At 54.7% G+C, this 23,813-nt stretch carries 18 protein-coding genes; 3 read left to right on the plus strand and 15 right to left on the minus strand.

Going from position 1 to position 23,813, the window contains the following annotated elements; all coding sequences use genetic code 11:
- Nucleotides 1–96 precede the first annotated feature (96 nt).
- Nucleotides 97–912: an MBL fold metallo-hydrolase gene (locus tag BM155_RS10610; protein ID WP_067154570.1), complete on the plus strand. Its 816-nt coding sequence runs from the start codon at nt 97–99 to the stop codon at nt 910–912.
- A 245-nt stretch (nt 913–1,157) separates the two neighbouring features.
- Here BM155_RS10610 and BM155_RS10615 read toward each other — a convergent pair whose 3' ends face one another.
- Entirely contained in the window at nt 1,158–4,268 is a 3,111-nt protein-coding gene (locus tag BM155_RS10615) for a chitinase C-terminal domain-containing protein (RefSeq protein WP_074903050.1), read from the minus strand.
- Between BM155_RS10615 and BM155_RS17090 the strand changes: the two genes are divergently transcribed.
- Both BM155_RS17090 and BM155_RS10620 read left to right on the plus strand, forming a co-directional pair.
- Entirely contained in the window at nt 4,244–4,573 is a 330-nt protein-coding gene (locus BM155_RS17090) for a hypothetical protein (RefSeq protein WP_139223227.1), read from the plus strand. The genes BM155_RS10615 and BM155_RS17090 overlap by 25 nt on opposite strands.
- A 598-nt stretch (nt 4,574–5,171) precedes the next feature.
- On the plus strand, nt 5,172–7,562 hold the full coding sequence (locus BM155_RS10620; protein WP_231902369.1) for a TonB-dependent receptor plug domain-containing protein: 2,391 nt from the start codon (nt 5,172–5,174) through the stop codon (nt 7,560–7,562).
- 236 nt (nt 7,563–7,798) lie between these two features.
- Here the strand turns inward: BM155_RS10620 and BM155_RS10625 are convergent, their stop codons facing one another.
- The 14 genes from BM155_RS10625 to ndhC form a co-directional block, all read right to left on the minus strand.
- The gene (locus tag BM155_RS10625; protein ID WP_067154564.1) at nt 7,799–8,257 is read right to left on the minus strand and encodes a hypothetical protein; all 459 of its coding nucleotides are present in this window, start codon (nt 8,255–8,257) and stop codon (nt 7,799–7,801) included.
- Between the two features lie 67 nt (nt 8,258–8,324).
- Nucleotides 8,325–9,854, minus strand: a complete 1,530-nt coding sequence (locus BM155_RS10630; protein WP_074903051.1) for an NADH-quinone oxidoreductase subunit N — start codon at nt 9,852–9,854, stop codon at nt 8,325–8,327.
- On the minus strand, nt 9,851–11,434 hold the full coding sequence (locus BM155_RS10635; RefSeq protein ID WP_083421153.1) for a complex I subunit 4 family protein: 1,584 nt from the start codon (nt 11,432–11,434) through the stop codon (nt 9,851–9,853). Before BM155_RS10635 ends, BM155_RS10630 begins: the two co-directional genes overlap by 4 nt.
- Nucleotides 11,431–13,287: an NADH-quinone oxidoreductase subunit L gene (gene nuoL, locus BM155_RS10640; protein WP_074903054.1), complete on the minus strand. Its 1,857-nt coding sequence runs from the start codon at nt 13,285–13,287 to the stop codon at nt 11,431–11,433. The genes BM155_RS10635 and nuoL overlap by 4 nt, the downstream gene beginning before the upstream one ends.
- Before the next feature lies 1 nt (nt 13,288).
- Nucleotides 13,289–13,606: an NADH-quinone oxidoreductase subunit NuoK gene (gene nuoK, locus BM155_RS10645; RefSeq protein WP_067154554.1), complete on the minus strand. Its 318-nt coding sequence runs from the start codon at nt 13,604–13,606 to the stop codon at nt 13,289–13,291.
- Nucleotides 13,596–14,123, minus strand: coding sequence for an NADH-quinone oxidoreductase subunit J (gene nuoJ / locus BM155_RS10650; RefSeq protein WP_074903057.1), 528 nt, complete (start codon nt 14,121–14,123; stop codon nt 13,596–13,598). The genes nuoK and nuoJ overlap by 11 nt, the downstream gene beginning before the upstream one ends.
- 83 nt (nt 14,124–14,206) lie before the next feature.
- Nucleotides 14,207–14,725, minus strand: a complete 519-nt coding sequence (nuoI, locus tag BM155_RS10655; RefSeq protein ID WP_175487790.1) for an NADH-quinone oxidoreductase subunit NuoI — start codon at nt 14,723–14,725, stop codon at nt 14,207–14,209.
- A gap of 28 nt (nt 14,726–14,753) precedes the next feature.
- Nucleotides 14,754–15,710 (minus strand): NADH-quinone oxidoreductase subunit NuoH, encoded by a 957-nt coding sequence (gene nuoH / locus BM155_RS10660; protein WP_067154548.1) that lies wholly within the window; start codon nt 15,708–15,710, stop codon nt 14,754–14,756.
- Nucleotides 15,707–18,535 carry an NADH-quinone oxidoreductase subunit NuoG gene (nuoG, locus tag BM155_RS10665; RefSeq protein ID WP_074903059.1) on the minus strand — a complete coding sequence of 943 codons (2,829 nt, stop codon included), beginning with the start codon at nt 18,533–18,535 and terminating at the stop codon, nt 15,707–15,709. Before nuoG ends, nuoH begins: the two co-directional genes overlap by 4 nt.
- A gap of 56 nt (nt 18,536–18,591) precedes the next feature.
- Nucleotides 18,592–19,878, minus strand: a complete 1,287-nt coding sequence (gene nuoF / locus BM155_RS10670) for an NADH-quinone oxidoreductase subunit NuoF (protein WP_074903061.1) — start codon at nt 19,876–19,878, stop codon at nt 18,592–18,594.
- Nucleotides 19,856–20,443, minus strand: a complete 588-nt coding sequence (gene nuoE / locus BM155_RS10675) for an NADH-quinone oxidoreductase subunit NuoE (protein ID WP_083421154.1) — start codon at nt 20,441–20,443, stop codon at nt 19,856–19,858. The genes nuoF and nuoE overlap by 23 nt, the downstream gene beginning before the upstream one ends.
- Nucleotides 20,444–20,542: 99 nt before the next feature.
- Nucleotides 20,543–22,348, minus strand: a complete 1,806-nt coding sequence (gene nuoC / locus BM155_RS10680) for an NADH-quinone oxidoreductase subunit C/D (RefSeq protein WP_074903063.1) — start codon at nt 22,346–22,348, stop codon at nt 20,543–20,545.
- A gap of 45 nt (nt 22,349–22,393) precedes the next feature.
- Nucleotides 22,394–23,041 (minus strand): NADH-quinone oxidoreductase subunit B, encoded by a 648-nt coding sequence (locus BM155_RS10685; RefSeq protein ID WP_067154536.1) that lies wholly within the window; start codon nt 23,039–23,041, stop codon nt 22,394–22,396.
- 353 nt (nt 23,042–23,394) lie between these two features.
- Entirely contained in the window at nt 23,395–23,808 is a 414-nt protein-coding gene (ndhC, locus tag BM155_RS10690) for an NADH-quinone oxidoreductase subunit A (RefSeq protein ID WP_067154534.1), read from the minus strand.
- Nucleotides 23,809–23,813 lie beyond the last annotated feature (5 nt).

The following is a 23,813-nucleotide window of genomic DNA, read 5'->3' on the forward strand; positions in this document are numbered from 1 at the left end:
GAGACTGGATATGTCACACAAGTTTGCGGATATGGTAATTTCCCCTGCCTTGGTAATTGCGTTCAAATGGCTTTTCCTGAAAATTGAGGGATTGCTGTGTCTGTTCTCGATTCTTTCCGCTACCAGGGATTGGATGGGCTGCGTGTAGGCCGTTTTGACCTGGGAATTAACAGTTCGTTTATTGTCTACCGGCTGGCGGATACGATTATCGACACGGGTCCGAGCAATCAGTGGAAGTTTGTGCGGCCATTTGTCTGCGCTTGTCCCTTCAGTCAACTGTTATTGACTCACCACCACGAGGATCACACTGGCAATGCGGACGCCATTTACCGGTTGACGGGGGTGCAGCCTCTGGCCCCGGCGGGAACTGTGGATATTCTCAAGCGGGGCTTCCGAATTCCACCGATACAAAAGATCATTTGGGGAAGTGCGGGTAAGGTGAAAGCCAGGCCCTTACCGGACCACGTTCAGATTGGTGGCGAAGCGGTAGAAGCGATTTTTACACCGGGCCACGCAAAGGATATGACCTGCTATCTGTTACCGGAGAGGGGCTGGCTGTTCAGTGCGGATCTGTATCTTGCCAATTATTTAAAATTACTGCGCAGTGATGAAGATATTCCCACACTGCTCGATAGTATCCGCAAAGTGCTCGAGCGGGATTTTGAGGTGATTCTCTGTCCGCACCGCGGGGTGGTGGAAGATGGTAAAAAGCGCTTGCGGGAAAAGTACGATTATTTGCTCAATTTGGCGGACCGTGCGCAATCTCTGGAGCACCAGGGGCTGGATTTGTCCGCTGTGACAAGGCGTCTTTTGGGCAGGGAAAATATGATGAGTGTGCTCAGTCGCTATAACTTCAGTAAGCGCAATCTAATTGCGTCCTGTCTTCAAGTGGATTTATCCCGCTATCGCTAATCCGAAAAAAAGGGCGCCTTCCCTAGCGCCCAGGTCATGCCTGTGAGAATGACTTTAAGGAGCCTCTGATGTTTTTACTCGGGAGTGGTAGCGGGCTACGGGGTGTTCAGGCACGGTTTCGAAATATCCGTCCTATCACCTGAGCTTCACATCCGCCCCCAAAGAACCTCTGCTACCAGGAAATGAATTAATCAGAGGCTCCCTAGAATTTTTTTGCACCAGTCAGAGAATGGTTTAGATGCGGTTTAATTCGCTGAGCAAATGAGTGTCCAGCTGCCGTCACTGCTGCCCGGCTGGGAATTGGTCCACCACTTGGCTTGCCAGACACTGCCGTTGTGTACAATCCGGTCACCGCCGTTGGCGTGATCGCCAGCGGGCCAGTTGGGATAGACGGGATAAACCGAGGGGTCAATACCCATGCCTGCGCAGTTATCATCGCCGCCGCTATCACCGCTGTTACCGTCCCCGCCATTGTTGTGATCACCTGAGAGATCGGCCAGTGGCAGGTCCGGGTATTCGAAGGCCAGGGCATAAGCGGTTCCGTTAATAGTAACGGTGTAGGCCTGGGGGCCGGTGATCGGCAGATAGTAGTTGAGGGTCATGTCCCAGCTTTCGCTGTCGGCCAGGTCTTTCCAGTTCGGCAGAGAAAAGCGCACGCGATGGAATTCGTGTTGCAATCCGCCCACGTTACCACCGCCTGCGTTGGCGCCGCTTTCGATGACCTCCAGCCCGGCACCGCTTTGGTCGCTGATGGTATCTGGGGTAGAGGTTGGCATATCGAATTCGAACACTGTACCGCCTGGAATCGTGGTTCCGGTATTGTTTGTGATGGCGAGCTTGGGGTTGAGTGGATAATTCTGGTCGCCCAGTTTGAAGTCACTCACTGTTATTGTTATATCCACCGCTTGGGTTGGCAGCGGGCGGTTGCTGCGTTTTTCCCGATAGGGAGTGGCGCTTTTAAATTTTTCGTAGGCGACACCGGTCATGGTGGAGCCCACAAAGTATTCGTTTTTGGAGGCATTCCAGGCGTAATCACCCGCCAGCTCCCAGATCATAATGCCGCCCAGTCCCTGGTCGATGACATATTGGGCCTTGGCTTCCATGGAGGCTTCGTCTTCGATGGAGAGGAATACTTTTTTGGTGTCGTTCCATAGCCAGGCAGCCTGGGACACACTGTCGTAGTGCCGGGTGTAAGTACCGACGAGCCTGTCTGCCGGATCATTGACTGTATCCAGGCCGTAGTACCCGATATAACTGCCGAGGATCCCTTGCTCCAAATTCTTTGCGTGCCACAAAGGATTGGTGCCGGCTCCGATTTCTTGTCCGTTGCCGTCCGAGTCGTGCCAGATATTGTCTATTCCGATGGCACCGTAGCCGCATTTGGCTGCACCGCCGGTACCCGCCGGACACTCTGACTGGTTGGGTAATGAGGCTGTGCCGCCGAGGCCCCATTCGCCGTTAGCCGAAGTAACATTCTGCCATCCGCGGGTGTAGTAGGGGGTGCCGATATTGATGCGTCCGGGCGACATGGAACCGCGGAAGTATTTTACTGCCCAGTCGATATTCAGATAGCCAATGCCGCCATACTGTGCGGTGTTATAGATATTCGCCGCCTTGAGTTCCGGGTCATTGCCGTTATCAAAAATTGCAGAGTTGTGGCCCACGAACTCATTCCAGGTACCGTGGAAGTCATAGGTCATGATGTTGACGTAATCCAGGTACTGGGTGATCGGCATGGTTTCCATGCCGCGCAGAAGGTAGCCGGAAGATGGGGCGGCAATAGTGAGCAGGTAGTGGGTATTGTCCTCCTCTCCGGCCTGGTCCAGTTTTTCCCGCAGCACACGCATCAGCGCCACATACGAATTCATCAGATAGGCGCGCAGGGGGTTTGCAAAGCCGAAATCCAGAGGGTTGCCGGCGTCGTTCATCGATGTGGGATATTCGTAGTCAATGTCCACACCGTCAAAGCCGTAGGTGCGGATAAAGTCCACCACTGAGTTCGCAAAGGCTTCGATTCCCGCGTAATTGACACTGCCGTCGGCATTAGTGGTCATCGTGTAGAAGCCACCGTCGTTGACGCGATCACCCTGTTCGTTCAAGTGGCCACCGGTCTCGGCCCAGCCACCGACGGAAACGAGGGTTTTCACATCGGGGTGTTGTTTTTTGTATTTAGCCAGTTGGTTGAAGTGTCCCTTGTAATTAAAAGCGGGATCTGTTTCCGCGCCAGACACCCCCGGCCACTCCATACCGGTGGAGGGATTATCCGGGTTTGAAGTGTCACCAATGGAAATAGAATAATCGCTGTCTATATGGGCGAAGGCGTAGTTGATATGGGTAACCTTGTCCCATGGAATATCTTTCACCAGATAGCTGGGTTGGCCATTAGTGCCGTTTCGCCAGCTTGTGAAGTAGCCGATGATGCGCCTCTGGTGATCCGGCCCCAGTTTCTCGCGGCCGGCAGCATCGTAGATGTCGCAGTAGTTGGGCGCAGTTCCCGGTGTTGTATAGAGCCCGTCGGGGCGGCAGGGGTGGTCGCCTGTGTGCGCTTCGCCGACGGATATATAGACGCTATTGGAATTTGTGGAGAGGTGGTCGTTATCGGTCGCAACTGCGTGGATCGTATGGTTGCCTTCGATGGCGGTCCAGTTGAACTGATAGGGTGGTGTGGTATCCACCCCGACGCTTGCGCCGTCGACAAAGAATTCCACGTTGAGCAGACTGCCGTCTGTATCGCTGGCGGTTGCTGTGATTGCGACGCTGGCACCTGTATCGAAAGTGGTGCCATTAGCTGGGGCATCCAGACTAATCTGAGGTGCTTGTGGACCTTCGGGGTTGTTGACGGTGATGGGGATATCGGGGGTTACCGTCTGCTGTCCGGCATCATCGGTGATTCGGGCACTGAGCACAGGATTAGTGCCTGAGGCCGACCAACTGATTTGCCAGGGGGGAGTGATGTCCGTACCGATCGAGGTGCCATCGACAAAAAATTCGACGGACACCACGGCGCTGTTGTCGCTGGCATCAACCGATATGATAACGCTGTCATTTTTATTGAAAACGGTGCCGCTTGCGGGACTGGTGATGGATCCCTGTGGTGGTGTGTCTTGTGCGGCACCACATTTGCCCAAATCTGTCCATGCGTGGGGCCACGCCCAGCCGACACCCGGCGCATAGGGACCACCGATGGTGCACCACCCACCCACTGTGCACTGATAAGCCGTGTTGTTGTTCTGGACCTGATCACCAGTGTTGTAGCTGGTACCGTCCGCGTAGGCGGGCAGCCCGCTGCAATCGTAGGCGTAGCCTTGTGTGCCGGCTAAGCCAAGCGTCAATGCAATTGCGATTCTCCGTTGCATCGTCCCTTCCTGTTGCTCTTGATATTGTCGATGGTGTTTGGCTGCAAGTGGTGGCTTTACGCCGTGCACTTTGCGCTATGCGAAATGACACCGCTGTCAACACTAGCAACCTCTACTTCCTCAGAACAATGAGCAAATGGCGGATTTGTGAAATGTATAGCGTATTCGGCGCCAATTTAGTTTTTTCTAAATGTTTTGTGCTGGATTCCGGGTATATGGTTGTGGTTTTCCCCGACCAAATTTTTAGCGCCATCCCGTTTCTTGAAATCCGCTGCAGCACTTATGGAAATTTTTCGGAGGCGTAATCTAAGGGGAGCTTTGAGTCTGCGGGGGAATGCCGTTTTCGGTTTGCTATGCCAAGTAATGGTGCAATAGCTGCAAGCCCTTCCCGAATAGGTGCGAACAGGATTGTTGAACTGTAAACGAAGCGGTCGGAGATTTTGTCGTACTGTTTCTTTTTTACGGTAAAGAAATTGAAAAGGATAAATTTGCGCTTTGATTTTGTTAAAAAGTCATAATTTTCATTTTCGGGTGGTTAGGAATTGATATTAAGCTGTTGTGCCAATAAAAGCTGACCGGAATCACATATCTATTCGAAAATATTACCCTATGGGTGTCACAGTATTTGCATAGGCATTACGGGGATTAGAGGAAACTATAACCTCTGATCTGTTTTGCTAAGCTGCAACTGGCGTCCCTCAATTTTTATCGAACTCATTGGGTGCGTCCGGTATAGGAACTGGAAGAGCATTTAACTTCCAGCTTCTGGCAGTTTGGGGTCCTTTATCTTATAGATAAAAATTTCGGGTATCTCTTATGAAAGACAAAAAAATAATTGCGATTCGCTCTGTTTTGGCAACAGCGGTTTCCATAAGTTCGATTTCAGCAGTGTGTCAGGAAAATATGATTGAAGAGATCGTCACTATAGGGACACGTGTTGAAGGGCGATCCGCTACCGATTCCGCCGCTCCGATCGATATCGTCAGCGGTGATCAGTTCGTCAATCAGGGGGATGGTGACCTGAACAATCTGCTGCGCAATGTAGTGCCTTCCTATAATGTGAACACACAGCCGATCAGCGATGCGGCGACTATTGTACGTCCCGCGAACCTGCGCGGTCTGCCGCCGGACAGCACTCTGGTGTTGGTCAACGGCAAGCGTCGACACCGCGCCGCAGTGATCTCTTTTCTGGGAGGTGGGCTTTCCGATGGTGCACAGGGGCCGGATATTTCTGCAATCCCTGCGATTGCGTTGAAGCAGGTGGAAGTACTACGAGACGGCGCTGCGGCCCAGTACGGCTCGGATGCCATTGCCGGAGTGATCAATTTCCAGTTGAAAGACGCGGCAGAGGGAAGCTCCGCGGAAGTGAAGTATGCAACCACGGCAGAGGGTGATGGCGATCAACAAGTTTTCGCAGCAAATGTGGGTCTGCCTTTGACTGACTCCGGATTCGCCAACGTCAGCTTGGAATTTCGCCAGCAGGATGACACCAGCCGCAGCGTGCAGCGAGATGATGCCGCCGAATTGATTGCCGCGGGCAACACTGAAGTGGCAGACCCCGCGCAGATCTGGGGGCAGCCAGAGGTGGAGGATGACATCAAGTTTTTCATCAATAGTGCTGTTGAGTTAAATAGCGGTGCGGAGCTATATGCATTTGGCAACTATGCCAGCCGGACCGTGGATGGCGGGTTTTATTTCCGCAACCCAGAAACGCGCCCCGGTGTATACGCCTGGGAGGATGATGACGGAAACCTGTATCCGCTGATCGCTGATCTGGACCCAAGTAATGGTGTTGATAGTTGTGTGGGCATGGATCACGCTGATGCACTGGCAAGCGAGGAATGTTTTTCTTTCCAGGAAATTTTTCCGGGCGGATTCACGCCGCGTTTTGGCGGCGACCTGGAAGATTACTCGATGGTTTTTGGTCTGCGTGGAGAAATGGCCAATGGCATCGGCTATGATATCAGCGCGAGCCGCGGCCACAACCGGGTGGATTATTTTATCTACAATACCGTCAATGCCACGCTTGGACCGAATACACCGACTGAATTTTCTCCCGGTTCATATATTCAAGAGGAAACCAATTTCAATATTGACTTGACCAAGAGTATGCAGCTTGGTGAAAAGCCTTTGTTTGTCGCTGCGGGATTTGAATGGCGCGAGGAAGAGTTCGAGGCAAAAATGGGGGATCAGGCTTCATGGGAAGTAGGTCCACTTGTAGATCAGGGTTTTACTGTTGGCTCTAACGGGTTCCCGGGCTTTGGTCCCCAAGTAGCGGGGGTTTTTGACCGCGACAATATTGCTATCTATACCGATACAGAGCTTGAAATGAGCGACAGCTTGCGCTTAGGGGCAGCGCTGCGCTGGGAGGATTTTTCCGATTTTGGCAGTACCTCAAACTTCAAGTTGTCCGGACATTATATCGTTAATGATGTACTGGCTTTGCGCTCTACGGTCAGTACCGGTTTTCGTGCACCCACACCGGGGCAGTCCAATATCACCAATGTATCCACGGTATTTACCGATGGGCAGCTGGTCAACCGAGGTACGATTCCCGCGACCAATCCCATCGCAATGTTAAAAGGTGGCAAGCAACTGCAGCCGGAAGAATCTGAGAGCTATACTTTTGGGGCAATTATCAATCTCGGGGGGTGGGATATTACCCTGGATTACTTCCATATAACGGTCACTGATCGCATCACCCAGTCCGCTGACCAGGAACTGACCGATGCGGAGCGGGCGCAACTGGTGGCTGATGGTATCACTGGTGCTGAGTCACTCAATATCTTCCGGTTCTATACCAACGATTTCGATACAGAAACTCAGGGCATAGATTTGGTTGGTACTTATTCGCTCACAGATTCCACGGAACTCAGTTTGGCTGCGAACTGGACAGAGACCGAAGTGATCGACTATAACCCCGAGACCATGGATGAAACCCGGATTGGCCAGTTGGAGGATGGACTGCCGAATATCCGTGCAAACGCGACGATAACCCATTACGGTGATAGCTGGCGTGGTCTGATGCGGATTAATTATTACGGTAGTTACTGGGAGGCGCATCTGGATGATGGCAGCTTGCCGATTGACGTTGGGGACGAATGGACGCTGGATGTGGAGGCCGCCTATAATTTCAGTGATTCACTTTCCTTGATCGCGGGTGCTGAAAATCTGCTCGATAATTATCCGGACGAAAATCCGTGGGCGGGCGTTGCGGGAGCGGAATACCCTGTGACCTCTCCAATGGGATTTAATGGAGCACTCTATTATTTGCGGGCACGCTACGAGTTCTAGGGTTTTATTTGAATAAAAGAGAATGCCTGCTGACTCACTTACGAGAATGCTTTAGTTGATGTTGGGTATTCGGGCAATGGGATAGCATTGCGAAAATGCACGTATGCGACTATACATGCGTCGCATTTCAAAATGCTTTCCCCATTGTCTGAACCTTTTGTTCAAAGGTGAATTGTCGTTTTCATTAGGAGGTGAATTAATTAGAGATTTGTTAGAGTTCGGCGGAAATGTTGAATTCACATATCCCATAGTGAATTGGTGGCCATAGATAGCGTGATCCTCTCTTTATCTTGAATCTGCTTTAGGTCTTCAAATACTTCCTTTACTTCGGAAGACTCTATCGCCCCGTGTACTGCCTCGTAAAGATTGGAAAAGTAACGGTCTACTTCTCTGCCAATTTTGTTGATTTCTCTAATGGTGGGCGGGTCGCTCAGCTCAAGTTTGTTGATAAAGTCATCAGAAGATTCTTCTTGAGTGTACTGCAGCCAGGTTCGCATCACCTTATGCTTGGCGACTTCACCATAGTTGGAAAGGTTTCTCGCCATGCGCTCTTCGTGCTCCAGCATGTGCTTGAGCAGTAGTTGCGTTCGCCGATCCTGGGCTTTTTTTAATAGTTTTTTATACAGATCCGCCATTTTCAGGTGGAACTTCTCCGCATCTTTGATGACTTCATAAGCCTGCTTGAATGTTTTCATGGCGCTGCCTTTTGATTTTTGTAGCCGCCTGCACGTCAGAATGTGCGGCGCCTCTCCATATGTATTCTTATAGCGTATATATCCAATCGATCAAGATCTGTGGAAACACACCAAAAATCAACAATACGCCAGTCAGTGAGATCAGTAGTAGCCGGCCCGATACGGCTATCCGTACGCTTTCTATGGAATCCAGTGGCGCCTGAGGTTCACGCAGCACCATGGTTAGCAGCAGACGTAAGTAATAGAAAAGGCCTATGGCGCTGCCGATCACGACAGCGGCCAGAAGAAGCCGCAGTTGTCCCTGGATGCCGGCGGCAAAGATGTAAAACTTGCCGATAAAACCGATGGTTAGAGGGATGCCTGCCAGCGAGAGAAGCATTGCCGCAAGGCAGCCGGCAAGCCAGGGGGACCGCCATAGGAGTCCGCGGTAAAAGTCGCGTTGAAAAGGGGATGTGGTGGTGTAGACATACTCACCTGCACTGCCTGCTGTTCTCGCCAGGGCGCTGTCTGCGATCAGTCCCACCGCGCCGAAAGCCCCTAGGGTGGTGATCACATAGGCAACCAGGTAGTAGAGAACCGCCTCGTTGCCGAAGGCGCTGTTGCCAATCAGAAATGCGACGAGTAAGTAGCCGATATGTGCGATGGAAGAATAGGCCAATAGTCGTTTGATATTTTTTTGCATAAGCGCCAGTAGATTGCCGACCAACATACTGGCCACGGAAGCTGCGGCCAGCAGCCCGGTCAGCGCTGGAATGGAAAATAGTTCCAGTTCGGTAAACAAGCGCAGTAACAGAGCCACCACGGCACCTTTGCCAACGGTGGCAATCAGGGCGGTGACTGGCGAGGGTGCACCCTGGTAGACGTCTGGGGTCCAGATATGGAAGGGCACCAGAGAAAGTTTGAAAGCGAGTGTAATCAAAAGCAAAGTCAGGCCGCTCAATAACAGCGAAGGGGTGCGCGGTAAATTCGCCACCGCCGCAGCCACTCCACCAAAATCCAGCGCACCGCAAGCAGCGTAGATTAGGGCCATGCCGAACAGTCCCAATGCGGTGGACAAGGCCGACAGCAGCAAGTACTTAACGCCGGACTCAAGAGAGTACATTTGCTCCAGTCTAGGGGAAAGATCGCCAGTGACAGCAAACCCGAGCATTGGATAGAGCGCCAGGCTCATCAGTTCCATGGAGAGGAATACGCTGGCGAAATGATTGGAGAAAACCAGTGCCATTGCTCCCAACATAACCAGTAACAGCAATAGGTAGAAGGCTTCGGGTATGCTTTCCCGTGCAGAATCACATCGCTTTTGCAAATAACTAAACCCCAGAACCGCAATGGCCAGCGCGGCCAGTAAAAACAGCAGGCAGAAAAACAATGCCTGCTGATCGATCAACAGCAGACCGGTGACTTCGATGGGTGCTGCGCTTTGCGACAGAGTGCGGGCAACGTCAAAACAAGCCGCAATTGCCGCGATCAAGGTGATCACCGCTGTGGCCGCTGCAGCCTTGTGGCTGCGTAGAAAGGATACTTGTAGCAAAAGAAACAGGATGCCTCCGCTCAATATAAGCAACGGAAGAATGGCATGGAGTTCCCGTGCACTCATGGTGAATTTCCTCTACGATGATCAGTGTCTGGCCAGGCGGAAAGTCGCAATTTGGGCGAGGATATTTGTGAGGTGGCAGTGGGTGCTTTCTTATGTAGTGTTCCAGTTCTTGCAATGGCGGGTTGAGCGATATCGAAAACTACTTGTGGGCGAAGACCGAGGAGCAATAACCCTGCAGCCAGCGATATGAGCGCCAGAAATTCACGCGCTTTAAGATCCGTCGGAGACCGGGTCTGTGCGTCTTCGGGTGTGCGTAGTCCGCCGAAAAATACCCGTTGCATCATCAGCAGTGCATAGAGCGCCGCGCCGATCAGTCCTGTTGCCGCGATGGCAGTGATCCAGTGATTGCTGTCGAAGCTGCCAAGCAACACCAGGAATTCGGCGATAAAGTTACCCAGCCCCGGCATTCCCAGAGACGCCACCGCAAAAAAAAGTGCTGTTGCGGACAGCTTGGGCAGACTGCTCCAAAGGCCGCCCAGCTGCGCCATGTCGCGGCTGTTGAGCCTTTTTTGAATGGCGCCTACAAGGGAGAATAGTGCGGCAGTGCTGAAGCCGTGGGCGATCATCTGCATTACCGCGCCCTGTGCTGCAACTGTATTCATGGCGTAGAGGCCGAGTAATACAAAACCCATGTGGCTGACACTGGAATAGGCCACAAGGCGCTTCATGTCCTGCTGTGCGAAGGCGAGCAGAGCACCGTAGATGATACTGGCGGCGCCGATCGACATGGCAACGGGTGCGAAAGCCGCCGAGGCTTCGGGAAACAGCGGTAGAGTAAAGCGCAGCAGACCGTAGGCACCGGTTTTCAGCAATATTGCCGCAAGCAGTATGCTGCCCGCTGTGGGTGCCTGGGTATGGGCATCCGGAAGCCAGGTGTGCAGGGGCAATGCGGGCAGTTTTACCGCGAAGGCAATGAAAAAACCGAGCATCAGCCAATAGGCGTTTCCGGGTGTCAGCTGTGCGTTCAACAGCTCACGGTAATTGAAGGTCAGTATTCCACTGGCGCTGTAGTGAAGATAAACGAGGGTGACGATGGCCAGCAACATCAACAGACTGCTGGCCTGGGTGAAAATAAAGAATTTGATTGCTGCGGGAATGCGTTCCTCATAACCCCAGACCGCGATCAAAAACAGCATGGGAAGCAACATGACTTCCCAGAAAAAGAAAAATAAAAAGAGGTCTATCGCGGTGAAAACCCCCACTACTCCGGCCAGAGTCCAGAGATAATTGAAATAGAAAAAGCCGCGCCGGAAGCGGATATCCCGCCAGGTTACCACCAGACCGAAAAGGCCCATTAACACCGTCAGGGCCAGCATCAGAAATCCCAGACCGTCTATAGCCAGAGAGAAGCTGATACCGAAGCGGGGAATCCAGTTAATTTGCACACTGTCCCACCAAACGCCAGTGGGGGAATCCGTTAAGTGAGGCCAGTAGGTGGCAAGCAGGGCGGCGGCCACTGAAAGACTGATAAGCGAAATCTGGCGACTGCCACGGTTGAAATAGCGCTCGGACAGCCAGGCGAGTATGCCGCCACAAAACAGAATCGCGATGATTGCCGGGAGTGTGCTGAAGGGTGTCATAGGACCACCAAAAGCGCGAGAAAGATAATGGCACCACAGGTGAAACTCGCTATATACCAGCGAATTAGTCCGTTTTGCGAAGTGCTGAGCAGGTTGTGAAGCTGCCGGCAGATAAACGCAGTGCCGTTGTAAATACTGTTCAGAATGTCATTGCGGTTAATGCGCGCGAGGGAGGTTAAGGGTTGTACCAGCAATCTGTGGTAAAGCCAGTCAAAGCCCCAGCCAGAAAACCAGAGCTTTTCCAGGGCGGATTTGCCCCGGGACTCCATGGGACTGGTGTTGTGTCGGAACAGTAGCCATGCCAGGGCCAGCCCCAGGATGGGCGCGGCAATGGCCACGCCTTCAACCCAGAGCGGTGCATGGCCAGCCGGGGCCTGTGTGAAAACCCTTTGCAGTGGCGGGGTCAGTAGGCCTCCGAATAACGCCAGCACCGCCAGGACCGACAAAGGCAGTGTCATTACCCCGTTGTTGGCATCCTTGCACTGGGCGGAGGCCGGACCATCGTTGCCAAAGAACACCAAAAACAGCAGGCGGAAACTGTAAAAGCCGGTTATCAGGGCTCCCAAAATTCCCGTGAACCAGATGCCGTTGAAACCGCCTTGGTACTCCCATGCTTTGAGCAGTATCTGGTCTTTGCTATAGAAGCCCGCGGTAAACGGCAGAGCAGCCAAACTGGCGCAACCAATAGCAAAGCAGCCAAAGGTGAAAGGGAGTTTTCTACGCAGGCCGCCCATGGAAAACAGTGATTGTTCGTGGTGCAGGCTGAGAATCACTGACCCGGCGGATAAGAACAGCAGGGCTTTGAAAAAGGCGTGGGTCATCAGGTGAAAGATGGCGCCGGTCCAGGCTCCCACACCCAGTGCCAGGAACATATAGCCGATTTGGCTGATGGTAGAGTAGGCCAGTACCCGTTTGATATCGCTTTGTACCATTGCGCTGAAACCAGCCAGCAGTAGCGTCAGCGCACCGACAATACCCACAGCGCTCATCGCTGTTTCCGAGGCGTTAAAGAGTGGGTGCATCCGCGCGATCAGGTAGACGCCGGCGGTTACCATGGTGGCCGCATGGATCAGTGCGCTGACCGGGGTCGGACCGGCCATGGCATCGGGCAGCCAGGTCTGCAGCGGCAGTTGCGCTGATTTTCCCACCGCGCCGCCGAGCAGTAGCAGGGCGGCGAGCGTAACCGTTAAATTATTTGCGGGCGCGCTGGCTGCGGCTGTATTCAACGCGCGGATACTCAGCGTTCCGAACTGGCTAAACAACAGGATCAGGCCGAGGAGCATGGCCGTGTCGCCGATACGGGTGACAATAAAGGCCTTGCGTGCGGCGTCTCCGTTGGCTGAGTTCCGGTACCAGAAACCGATCAGCAGATAACTGCACAGCCCAACACCTTCCCAACCCAGGTAGAGCAAGAGCAGATTATCCGCCATCACCAGTATTAACATGGCGCCGACAAACAGGTTGAGATAGGCGAAGTAGCGTCGGTAGCCATCGTCCCCATGCATGTAACCGGCGGAGTAAAGATGGATCAGAAAGCCTACCCCTGTGACCACCAGTAACATCGCCATGCCCAGCCAGTCCAGATAAAAATCAAATCCCAGCTGCAGTGCGCCGACCTTGAGCCACTGCCATAACGAGACCTGTAAAACCGCCGACGGATTGTTGAGGAACAGCGTCCACATAATTAGCAGCGTAAGCAGTGCGCTCAGGCATACACTGCCAACGCCTACAACAGCACTGACGGCTTCGGGCGGCTCTCGCAGGTGAAACAGTGGCAAGGCGATGAGCAGTACAAAGCCGAGCAGCGGCAGTAGCGGGATCCAGGCGAGAAACGGGGCGAAAAAATCCTGCATATCAACCTCTCAATCCGTTCAGTTGGTCGATATCCACGGTGTGCCGGCGGCGAAAGAACTGTAAAACCAAGGCAAGCGCAATAGCCACTTCCGCTGCTGCTAGCGTGATAATGAAAATAAACATCACCTGGCCGTCGCTACTGTCCCAGTGTGCACCGGCGACGACAAACGCCAAGGCCGCCGCGTTGGTGCATATTTCCACGCACATCAACAGATAAATCACATTACGCCGCACCAGTAGACCGATGAGCCCTAAACAGAAAAGAATGGCGGACAGCGTCAATCCGGTGAGCAGGTCTGGCAGTGTTTCAGTCGGCATCTGGGGCCTCCGACGTTTCGATGCGTTTGTGCCGGGCCAGGTGAAAAGCGCCAACGAGACCGGCGAGCAGCAGCATTGATGCGAGTTCCACCGCCAGTATGTAGTGGCTGAACAGCGCGATACCCACTTCCGTGGGGCCAATGTAGTGTATTCTCTGTGCGGATTCCTCTGCGCCGCTGAATATCAACAGCAGCAGCTGTACCAGGAGAATTGCAGTCAGTAGCGCCGGGCCGTACCAGTTTTTCGGCGCGAGCCATGCTTTTTCCTGATCGACAGCGGCGTCCCCCTGATTGAGCATCATAATGACAAAAATCATCAATACCATGATTGCGCCGGCATAGACGATGACTTCCAGTGCCGCGGCAAAGGGCGCACCGTAGAGTGTAAAAATAACCGCGATGGCGAGCAGAGACACAATCAGGTGGAGCAGGGCGTGGACGGCGTTACGACTGGAGATAACCATCGCGGTGGCAACCGTGGCGGTGGCTGCGCTGATGTAGAAAATCACTGCTGTCATAGGTTTATTCCTCGCTCCGTAAGAAGGCGCTAAAGAAACGGCGATTTCACCTGGGCGTGTGCTTAGGGATTCCATTATTGTTTTTATAAATTCAGACTCTTGATTTCGACTGGCTTGGACTCTTGCTCCGCCTCACCTTTTTTCTTGCCCGCGACCGCTTTGCCCGCTATGCGGTAAAAACTGTAATCGTGATATTTTCCCGGGCCGCTGATCAGAAGATCTTCCTTTTCGTATACCATGTTCTGGCGATCGTATTCGCACATCTCGAAATCCGGGGTAAGTTGTATCGCGTAAGTGGGGCAGGCGTCTTCGCATAGACCACACATAATGCAGCGGGAAAAATTGATGCGGAACCAGGCCGGGCGCCAGCGGCCGTCTTCATCCTCGGTTTTTTGCAAGGCGATACAGTCCGGGGGACAGGCCGCGGCACAGAGGTTGCAGGCCACACAGCGCTCTTCGCCATCCGGGTCTCGAGTGAGCACAATGCGGCCCCGGTAGCGCGGCGCCAGATAGGGTTTTTCTTCCGGGTACTGCACCGTCGCGTTGCGGCGGAACAGGTGCCTGAATACCAGCCACATACTGCGCAGTTGGCTCGCTATCATGGGGTTTCTCCGGCGGTTCTTTGTGTATCTATCCAATCCATAACAGTGCCCCCGCGGTGACCAGCAAATTGAGCAGAGAGAGCGGCAGCATCACTTTCCAGCCGAATTGCATCAGCTGGTCGTAGCGGGGGCGCGGCAGGGCGGCGCGCAGAAGAATAAACAGCAGTACCAGGAACGCGGTTTTCAGGGAAAACCAGACCAGCGGTGGCAGCCAGGGACCCAACCAGCCGCCCAGAAATAGTGTGGTGATCAGGGCGGAAATCAGAATGACAGACAGGTATTCACCGACAAAAAAGATCCCGAACTTCATGCCGGAGTACTCAGTGTGAAAGCCGGCGGTCAGTTCGTGCTCCGCTTCCGGGAGGTCGAAAGGCAGGCGGTGGCTTTCGGCAATTCCGGCGATAAAAAATACAACGAATCCGATAAACTGGGGCAGCAGGTACCAGCCGTCCTGTTGTGCTGAGACAATTTCGCGCAAGTTAAAGCTCCCGGAGAGCATCACCACGCCCATCAGGCTCAGCCCCATAAAAACTTCGTAGGAAACTGTTTGCGCAGCGGCGCGCAGGCCGCCTAACAGTGCGTATTTGTTGTTAGACGCATAGCCGCCGAGGATCACGCTGTAGACTGCCATGGAAGACATGGCGAGGATAAACAGGAGGCCGATATTTAGATCGATGACACCGATGGTGGGGGATATTGGCAGTACTGCGAAGGAAAGCAGCATGGTGGCCATTACCACCGCTGGGGCGAGTATAAATACGGGGACATCGGCGAAACGGGGGACAAAGTCCTCTTTGAAAAACAGTTTGATCATGTCCGCCACCACCTGCAGCAGGCCAAAGGGGCCTACCCGGTTGGGGCCCGGCCTGTCCTGCCACAGGCCCAGCAGGCGCCGCTCACCCCAGGTCAGCAGGGCAGCCAGTAGTACTGCGGCCGCCAGTATGCCGAAGATATTCAGTAGCGTGATCCATATTGGAACTGTCATGGTGTTTCTCCCGGTTCGCGGTCGCTGCGGCGTTCCAGCTGTGCGGGAGCGGGCAACAGTGCTGCCAGGGTTTCCAGGCCCGGCAATCCGGAAGGCACACCCACCGTGCCGGGTGGCTGTGCATCGCTGATGCGGATCTCCACGGTGTGGGATTCACCGCCCAGCTGCAATTGCCCAATGTCCCCAGCTGTGACATCGAGCCTCTGGGCGTCTTCGCGGCTGATCTGTGCAAAGGGAATGTCGGTGACGCTTGCGATGGCTGCGGCGCCCACACTGAGCTCACCGGAGCCGAATAGCCGGTAGAGGGGAACGGCGGTCAGTGTTTTACTGGTTTTTGCGGGCACCGATGCTGCTAATTGCCATTCGGGGAGTGGTTGCGGTTGTCGCCGGATAGGGACGCTGCCCCTGACACCCAGGCGGTGGCCATTGATTTCCTGCTGAAATTTGATAATCGATTGATTTGAGTTCCAGCCTGGCGACCAGATATGGGCGGAGAGCGGTGTCATCGCCGGGCTTTGGATGCCCTCCATACTGAAAGTCATAGGGGCGTCTGGGTCCGGGTGTGGTGGAAGTTCGGCCACCTGCGCTTTGGCGCCCAGCGCGGTGCGCCCGCTGTAGCGGTGGCTTTGCCGCGCAATTTTGAGCCCGTTGAGGCGGTAGTTTTCGTCGGGGCCGATTTTCTCCAAGACTTCGAACTGGTGAAAATTTGCGGCGAGTGCTTCGCTCAGGTCCATGCTGTGCCTCCAGGCGGCGATGGTCGCCAGTTGCGGGGATTTCTGTTTGCAGAAATTCGCTGCATCCACCAGCCAACGCCAGCTTTCCTGAATATAGCTGGCCCCTTCACAAACGGCGTAAAAGCGCTGAGCGGTACCCTGGCTATTAATATAGGTACCCTGACTCTCCGCCGTGGCTGCGGCGGGGAAAATCAAATCCGCGTGTCGCGCGGTGTTATTGAGCAGGGTGTCGATCAGGATGACGGCATCGGCACTGTTGAAAATCCGTTCGACAGTGTGGCGGTCGGCGCGGCGGTAGAGGTCGTTTTCCAGCACGATCAGTGTGCACGGCGTGCCGCTGTGTATTTCTAGGGTGTGTGCCAGCTGTTCCAGATCCCCTTCCCCCGCTGGGAAAAATTGTGTCAGCCCGAGGCTGTTGACTTCTGGACAGGCCAGGTACAAGGAGCAGGGGGAGGAAGAGGTATCTGCCAGAGTGGCGGCGATTTTTCCGGCGCAGTGGATAATGTCACTGCTTCTGCTCCCACAGCCGGAGATGATCAGCGGATTTTCCGCCTGCCGAAGGGTGTTCGCCACTTGCTCCACCTGTGCGCGGCAGTCTGGGGCAAGTTTCCGTGCACCGGTATCGTCCCCCAGAATCAGTTGCGCGATGCTGTCGGCAAAGAGCGCGGTTTGTTCCGGTGTGCCGAGCAGTGTGGCACTGGTGATATCCGCGAGCCGAGGTTTTTCCAACCCGATAAAAAAAATGGGACTGGCTTCGACGCGCAGCTGGCGTACCGAGGCGTCCTGCCAAAGGGGAATCTGCAGTTGCTGTGCCTGCCGCTTTTGTCGGTTGCGTGCTGCCTGGCGCACTGCCAGTGCGACGCGCGGCGCGGTGTTGTCTATGTCTTCACCGAGAATCAATATGGCGTCTGCGCTCTCGATTTCCGGTGTGGTGGGGCAGTGAATGCGCGCGTCCCGCTGCGTTCTGTCCACCAGTTGTAGCAGTTGCAGGTCCCGCGCAGAAAGGCCGCTAAAAAAGTTGTTTTTTCCCACCAGCTCCCGGAGTGCAAAGTTGTTTTCCAGTGAGCTGCGAGGTGATCCTATGCCGATAAGGCGGCGCCGGCCCTGTTGGACCTCTGCGAGGTGCCGGGCCAGATGTTTAACCGCGGGTTCCGGGTGTATTTCGCCGTGGATTCTTTCCCCCGGTGCCGCAGTGGAGCTGATGATATTTTTTTCGCACGCGACCAAAACATTTTTGATGCGCTTTTCGCTGTTGACATAATCGTATCCAAAGCGACCGCGGTCGCAGAGGAAATAGCCGTTGATATCGCGGTTGTAGAGATTGACCACCCGGCGCAGTATCGGATCTTTTCCATTACCGGGGGCGCGCGCGCCGGGTGCGGTATTGCAGCCCACCGCGCAGTGTTCGCAGACCGAGGGCGCCGATTGCAGATCCCACTTGCGCACAAAGTGTTTGCTGAAGGTTTTGTCAGTAAAGACCCCAGTAGGGCAGACTTCCACCAGGTTGCCGCTGAAGCCGTTTTCCAGTAAACCATCTTCATGGCGGCCAAAGTAGACCTGGTTATTTCGCGCCAGAGGCTGTAGATCTGTGCCTCCGGCGTAGTCGCGGTAAAAGCGTGTACAGCGGTAGCAGGCAATACAGCGATTCATTTCGTGGTTGATAAAGGGGCCCAGGTACTGATTGCGGTGGGTGCGTTTACGGCCGCGGAATCGGCGCATGGTATGGCCGCTCATCTCGGTCATATCCTGCAGGTGACACTCGCCGCCCTCTTCGCAGACAGGGCAGTCGTGGGGGTGGTTGGTCATCAGGTTTTCGATAATGCCGCCACGGAATTGGCGCGCGCGCGTTGCGTCGACACTGTAAATACCGCCTTCCCTGACCTGGGTCATGCAGCTCATAACCAGACGGCCGTGCTTGTCATCGGTGTTTTTGTATTCGATCACTGCACACTGGCGGCAGGCACCAACAGATCCCATCGCCGGATGCCAGCAGAAGTAGGGCAGGTTTATTCCGGCTGTGAGGCAGACGCTGAGCAGGTTTTCTTGTTCTTCTGCTTGATAGTTTTTGCCGTCGATTGTGATGGTAGGCATAGCTTATCCGTTTTTTTATGGTTCCTTCTGCTCGCACAGATTGCGGGCATGGCTCTCTACCGGTAAGGGCAGCGCCCTTTTCTGATGTGATCGATAAAGTCCTCTTCAAACAGGCGCAGTGCGCTTTGTAGGGGCTCGGCGGCACCGGGGGCCAGAGCGCAGAAGGTATTGCCGGGGCCCATGCGTGCCACCTGTTCCTGCAGCAGATCCAGATCCTCCGGTGTCCCACTGCCGTTTTCGATTCGGGTCAGAATTTCCACCACCCAGGGCAGACCGTCGCGGCAGGGGGTGCACCAGCCGCAGGATTCCCGGGCAAAAAACTGACTCAAATTCAGGACAAGCCCCACTGGGCAGGTGTGGTCGTCCAGTACGATGATGGTGCCGGTCCCCATGCGGCTGCCCGCCTTGGCGATTGCGTCATAGTCCATCGGCAGGTCCAGATCTGTGGGGCCGAGAAAATCCGTGGAACCACCGCCGGGGAGGAAGCCTTTGAGTTTCAGTCCATCGCGCATGCCGCCGGCGTGTTCTTCAATGATTTCCCGGATGGGTGTACCCATGGGCAATTCCCAGGTGCCCGGTTTGTTGACCTTGCCGCTGACTCCGAACAGTTTGCTGCCCGCGTCCTGGCAGCGGCCGAGGCTTTTGTACCATTCGCTGCCAAGTTCGATCAGGTGGGGAATATTGCAAAGTGTTTCCACATTGTTGACGACGGTGGGTTTACCCCAGAGGCCGCTGACCTGGGGAAAAGGCGGTTTTGCCCGTGGGATGGCCCGCCTTCCCTCCAAGGCGTTGAGCAGGGCAGTTTCTTCACCGCAGATATAATTACCGGCGCTGCGGTGCAGATAAATTTCCAAGCTGTAACCGCTGTTGAGAATGTCCGGCCCGATAAGGCCGGCCTGTCTGGCTTCGTTTATCGCTTGTTCCAGGCGTACCGCTGCCAGGTGGTATTCGCCGCGGATAAAAATATAGGCGGTGCGCGCTTCTATGGCGTAGGCGGCGATGGCCATGCCCTCGATCAGCAGGTGAGGGTTTTGCTCCATCAGTAGCCGGTCCTTGAAGGTGCCCGGCTCCATTTCGTCTGCATTGCACACCAGATATTTGACCGCGGGGCTGCCCTTTCCCCGGGGGACGAAGCTCCATTTAAGCCCTGTGTTGAAACCGGCACCGCCGCGGCCGCGCAGTCCGCTTTTCTGAACCAGCTCGACAATATCTTCCGGTGCCATGCCCAGGGCTTTTCTCCAGCCGCTGTAGCCGCCGTTATCCTGGTAGCGCTCGATATCCGGTGGTTTATGCTGCGGGCATATGTTTTTGGTCAACGGCTTAGTCAGTGTCTGGTCCGGCATGGCAGGAGCCTTTCGCGCGATGGGTTTTGATTTTGTTGTCGAGAATTTCGTCCACTGTGGCTTCTGTGAGATGGCGGTGCATCTCTCCGTTGATCATCATTACCGGCGCGTTGTCGCAGTCGCCGAGGCAGGGGGTTTCCAATAAGGTGAAAAGCCCGTCTGCCGTGATTTCTCCTGGCTTGATACGCAACTTCTCCTGGATTTTTTTCTGCAGGTGGGCGCACCCCATAATCCAGCAGCTGGCGCTTTTGCACAGAAGAATCACTTCTCGGCCCACTGGCTGGCGAAATATCAGTTGGAAATAGGTGGCGACACTTTCCAGTTGCGCCACTGGAATGTCCAAATAGGCAGAGACCGCCCGCAGACTTTCGTCGGAAACCCAGCCGCGGTGTTTCTGCACTATACGCAGTGCTTCCAGGCCCACAGAGGCCTTGTCCTCGTAGTGGGCGAACTCGCGTTCAATCTCGGCTTTTTCCGCATCACTTAAGCTGGCCTTGTGAATGTCTTCGCCCGCCTTGTTTTGCTCCATTACTGCTATGACTTCCGCTTCAAAAGTGCTGGACATAGGTTATTCCCGATAATTTGGGAACCGCTGATAGGTTTGCTTGATTGCCCTGTGCCACAAGCCGTCATCGCGTTCGCGTGCATTCATCAGCGCGCCCTGCTACCGGTCCACATCTGCCATCACAAAATCGATACTGGCGATGATAGCGATCAGATCCGCCACCAATAGGCCGCGCGCCATCAGTGGAATCATCTGTAAGTGGGGGAAAGAGGGCGTGCGGATTCGGGTACGATAGGCGCAATTTCCGCCATCGCTAATAATTTGGTAGCTGTTCACTCCCTTGGTGGCTTCCACCGGATAACAGACTTCACCCGGCGGCATTACCGGCCCCCAGCTGTTGTTGACGAAGTGCTGTATCAACGTCTCTATGTCGTGCATGGTGCGCGACTTGCGCGGGGGGGTGGTAAGGGGATGATCGGATTTGTAGGGGCCGGGGGGCATATTGTCGAGGCACTGGCGGATAATCCGCAGACTCTGCCAGATTTCCTCGACACGAACCCGGCAGCGGTCGAAACAGTCGCCGCCGTCGAAACAGGGGATATCAAACTCAAATTGATCGTAGCCACTGTAGGGGCGGCGCTTGCGCAGGTCCCACTCTAGTCCTGTGGCGCGCAGGCCGGGGCCGGTGACGCCCCACTCCAGTGCTTCTTGTGTGTTGTAGACGCCGATGCCACGGGTGCGTTTTTGCAACAGCTTGTTTTTCAGCACCATGCCCTCGTACTCGCGCAGCCGTTTTGGCATATAGTCGAGGAATTCTCGTACCAGCTTGTCCCAGCCGCGGGGCAGATCCTGCGCTACACCGCCGATTCGGAACCAGGCCGGATGCATACGCCCGCCGGTGATCGCTTCGATAATGCCGAAAAGTTTTTCCCGGTCGACGAACATGTAGAAGACGGGTGACATCTGCCCCACGTCTTGGGCAAAGGTGCCGTAGAACACTAGATGGCTGGCAATGCGGAATAGTTCGCACAGCATTACCCGAATCACCTGTGCGCGAGATGGGACCGGAATTCCCGCCAGTTGCTCCAGCGCCAACACGTAGGGCAGATTGTTCATTACGCCGCCCAGATAATCGATACGGTCGGTGTAGGGCATAAAAGTGTGCCAAGCCTGACGCTCGGCCATTTTTTCCGCGCCGCGATGGTGGTAGCCGATGTCTGGCACGGCGTCGATAATGCGCTCGCCGTCCAGTTGCAGTGCGACGCGAAAAACTCCGTGCACACTGGGATGATTGGGCCCCAGATTCAAAAACATGAATTCCGCGCTGTCGCTGGCGCGGGCCATACCCCACTCCTCGGGCTTGAATCGCAGCGCTTCTTGTTCCTGGCGCTGTTTTTCCGCTGTTAGTTTGAAAGGGTCTACTTCAGTGGCACGGGCGTGGTGGTCTTTGCGCAGCGGGTGTCCCAGCCAGGTCGAAGGCATCAGGATCCGGCGCAGATTCGGATGCCCAATAAACTCGATGCCGAACAGGTCCCAGATTTCCCGCTCGTACCAGTTGGCGCTGGTCCACACGCTGGTGGCGGATGGGGCGGACAAATGCGATGCTGGAAGCGCCAATTTAATGCGGATAAACAGATCCCGCTGCACGGAAAGCAGTTGGTAGACCAGGGTGAAATCACTTTTAGGCTGCTCGGATTCTCCCTTGCCGCGGTTGATCCGCAGCCGTTCGTCGATGGCGGTCAGGTCGTAAAGCATTGCGAACGGGTGGGAAATTTCCGCTTTCAGAAAGCGCAGCAGCGGCAGCAGTGAGCGGCTATCCGTCCACAGCGTCGGCATATCGGGGCAGTCCGGTTGCAGCCAGTATTTGTTATGCCGGTATTGGCTGCGCAGGTCACCGATAAAACTTTTGGCCGCCGCACGGTAGGGTGTCGGGCTGTAAACACTGTTGGCGATGACGCTGTTCATAATTTTTCTCCCCCTTTCGGGAGGGCAAGCGCGGGCTTGCAGTGCTCAAACGGTATCGGGTGACCGCAGTTTGTCTGCCGCCATGCGTTTTTCACGGTTTTCGTCGCGCAGGCTGGGTTTTGGAATCCGGCGCACCCCCTGATCTTCCACCACCCAGCTGATGGGGCGGCGCTCCGTGGCCACCTGTTTTTGCAGTAGGGTCAGCCCTTGCATCAATGCCTCCGGGCGCGGCGGGCAGCCGGGCACGTAGACGTCAACGGGGAGAAAACGGTCTACGCCCTGCACCACACTGTAGATGTCGTACATGCCGCCGGAATTGGCGCAGGAGCCCATGGATATCACCCAGCGCGGCTCCATCATTTGCTCATAGAGTCGCTGGATTACCGGCGCCATTTTGATAAATACGGTGCCGGAAATGACGATAAGATCCGCTTGTCTCGGTGTGGCGCGGATCACTTCTGATCCAAAACGGGCGATGTCGTGCCGGCTGGTAAAGGCAGTGGCCATTTCCACATAGCAGCAGGAAAGGCCAAAGTTAAAGGGCCAAAGTGAATTGGCTCTGCCCCAGGCCACCAGTTTTTCTAACTTGGTAAGCAGGATATTTTTTTTGATCTCTTCGGAAAAAATATCGTCCTGTGTCCGCCTGGCATCCACGGCGATCAGATTGTCCGCTTTGGTTAACTGCCAGCGCATAGGCTTTCCCTAAGAGGTTATTGTTGTCCTTTTCGTCGCTCTATGGGAGCCTTTGCCCCATACGCTCCTTGGACGTGAAGACGGTTAAAGGTTAGGGAACCTCTGATTAAGTCACTTTCTGGTGGCAGAGGCGCTTCGGGGGCGCATGTGAAGCTCAGGTGATAGGACGGGCATTTCGAAACCGTCGGATACAGGGATGTATCCGTCGGAGCTACAGGGAAGTACTCGTGCGTTTTCGAAATGTCCTTCCTATTGCCTGAGCGCCCCGGAAGCTACCATAGTGTCCACGCGAATTAATCAGAGGTTCCTTAGATAAATACTCACAATTTCATTGCAGCGTCCACGCGAATTAATTAGAGGTTCCTTTGCTGTTTTCCGCCCCAATCCAGTGCGCCCAGGCGCCATAGATAGATCAGGCCGGCGAGGAGTATTACGATGAAAATAGCTGCTTCGATAAAACCCAGCAAACCGGTTTGCCGGAAAGCGATCGCCCAGCTGAACAGGTAGATAGCTTCCAGGTCGAAGACAATAAAGAGTATGGCCACCAGATAGTAGTTGATAGAAAGACGCACATGCGCGCTGCCCTGGGAGACAATACCGGATTCGAAAGGTTCATCCGTGGCGGCGTCCCGCCGCCGCTGGCCGAGGAAATACGACAGCCCTAACATCAGGGCGATGAGCGCGAGTACGGCAAATCCGTAGACGATCAGTGGCCATAAATGCTGCACTAGAGTGGCCGGGTCGAATTGGGTTGGTCGATTCAACATTTCTC

This window comes from Microbulbifer thermotolerans (assembly GCF_900112305.1).
In the GTDB taxonomy this organism is placed as follows: Bacteria; Pseudomonadota; Gammaproteobacteria; order Pseudomonadales; family Cellvibrionaceae; genus Microbulbifer; species Microbulbifer thermotolerans.